3 protein-coding genes are annotated in these 1,855 nt (G+C 63.3%); 1 reads left to right on the forward strand and 2 read right to left on the reverse strand.

Annotated elements, in window-relative coordinates:
- Positions 1-675: S1 family peptidase (locus FS320_RS42595; RefSeq protein ID WP_210252257.1), on the forward strand; the 675-nt coding region annotated here is incomplete at its 5' end.
- Positions 676-864: 189 nt separating this feature from the next.
- On the opposite strand, the gene FS320_RS42600 is transcribed toward FS320_RS42595, so the two are convergent.
- On the reverse strand, positions 865-1,332 hold the full coding sequence (locus FS320_RS42600; RefSeq protein ID WP_152718547.1) for a hypothetical protein: 468 nt from the start codon (positions 1,330-1,332) through the stop codon (positions 865-867).
- A 263-nt stretch (positions 1,333-1,595) separates the two neighbouring features.
- On the reverse strand, positions 1,596-1,855 hold a 260-nt coding region (locus FS320_RS42605; RefSeq protein ID WP_338105698.1), incomplete at its 5' end, for a hypothetical protein.

Here is a 1,855-nt window from a genome sequence, read left to right on the forward strand (position 1 = left end):
GATCAGCTCATTGCGTGTTGTCATGCTCACCTGCCTCATCATCGCCCCCGCAGCTCGCCAGAGCTCGGGAGCAAATCAGATGAGGCAACGATCCAAAATCAGGGAGCAATTCAGGCGATGCAATGCGCGGAGCTGCGCCAGGCATCCCAGGATGGGGAACCCGGCACGACGGTCCGCGTCCAGCTCCGCGTCGTGGCTCAGGGGCAGCCTGCCGAAGGCCCCGTGACAGGTGCTGATCGGAAACCCGCCCCGAAGGAGGACGTCGCGATCCTGGAACTGCAGGAGCCCTTCCCGAACGCGCAAGTCCTTGACGTCCGACTGGAACCGCCGACGGCCGATGCGACCGTGCTGGTCCTGGGCTACCCGCGCGGGCGGATGCAGGCGGCGCACGGGACCGTACGGGAGGCCCGCGACCGCCCAGGCAAGTTTGCCGGCCTCACCCTTCTTGAGGTGGAAGGGGACAACCGTCTGCTGCTCGACGGCGGCACCTCCGGGGCGCCGGTGCTCGACTGTCGGCAGGGGCACGTCATCGCGGTGCTCAACGGCCTGCTGACGGGACCGTCCCTGCCGTTCCTGCCATCGGAGCGATCAGTGGTCCCGACTCCCTGGGGCAGCCCCACCAACACGGCCGTGCCAGCCGCGACATTGGCCGCCATCACGAGCCGCATCCGGTGAGCGGTGGACGGTGCGGCTTCGATCGATTTCAGCGCATCCAGTGGCAAAATCCCAACGCTTGGTACCGATCACCAAGCCAGCACTTTGGGTGGAAAGCGGACATCCACTCATCGTCTCTGTCAAACCGGATCCAGCCCGGATCGGACCTCGACAGTCACTCTCCGAAACCTGACGGCGCCCAAGCGCGCGTCAGGCATCAGCGACAATTCCGGCAACTAGCGCGATGGCGTTCCGGCGGTCGAGCGAAATCGAGCGTGGTCCGATCGGAGAAGCAGCCAAGCGCCAAGAGCGAGCGTCGGGTCGAGAACCGCAAACGCCAGCAGGAAATGGGGAAAAACTCCCGCGATGGCCAAGGGTACGAGCACCAAGGGAACGAGCACCACCCTGTCCAATACGCTGGCGGCGACGAACCGTCTGCCGCCGGAGAGGCCACCGAACAAATAGCCAGCCAATCACCATCAAGGCCATGCCCACCATGCGGAAGAGTGCGGCCTCGTTTCCAACGAACGCCGCATCCCTGAAGACGGTCTGCACCATTCCGGGCCAAATAAGTACCGAGGTTCCCACCCCCAAATAGATCAAGCCGTTCATTGCCGTGTACTTTGATGTGATCGCCTGATCGAACGGGCGCTCAAGAAGATCCTTCATGAGTGACATAGCGTAACTCCCGCTAGTGAAGTTGCTGGTCCAGCGTTGGGTTTCAATCACCAGGCCGCTGGCATGAGCGGGCCTCACGCGACCGGCCGCAGCTCATCGCCGCTGCCATTGCCTGATCCGCCGTCACCCGAGACGATGAACGTTCTCAAGCCGTTGCAAGCAGGCAGACCAGGATCTCCAGCATGGCACCCGGTCCAGCGCGAAGATGAACTGGATGTACATCGGCCATGCGATCCGTGGCGTACCGTGCCGTCCAACCTGCATCAATCCAGCTTCTCGACCCGCGCCGCCATGTCGGGTGTCAGGCGCATGCGGTACGAGGCGTTGCCGCACCTCAGGTTCCACACCACCTCATCCGGCTTCGAGAGTTGGGCATCCCGTTGCGCCGTCACGGGTTCATCGCAGCGATGACCCTGCAACCGCAGTTGTGACGCAAGGTCTTCAGGCGGCGTCTCCTGTGCCCAAGCCAAACGACCGCCGGATGCGACGAATGCAACGGCGAATGTCCCAACGAGAAGTCTAT

The sequence above is a fragment of the Microvirga tunisiensis genome, assembly GCF_009296175.1.
GTDB lineage: Bacteria > Pseudomonadota > Alphaproteobacteria > Rhizobiales > Beijerinckiaceae > Microvirga > Microvirga tunisiensis.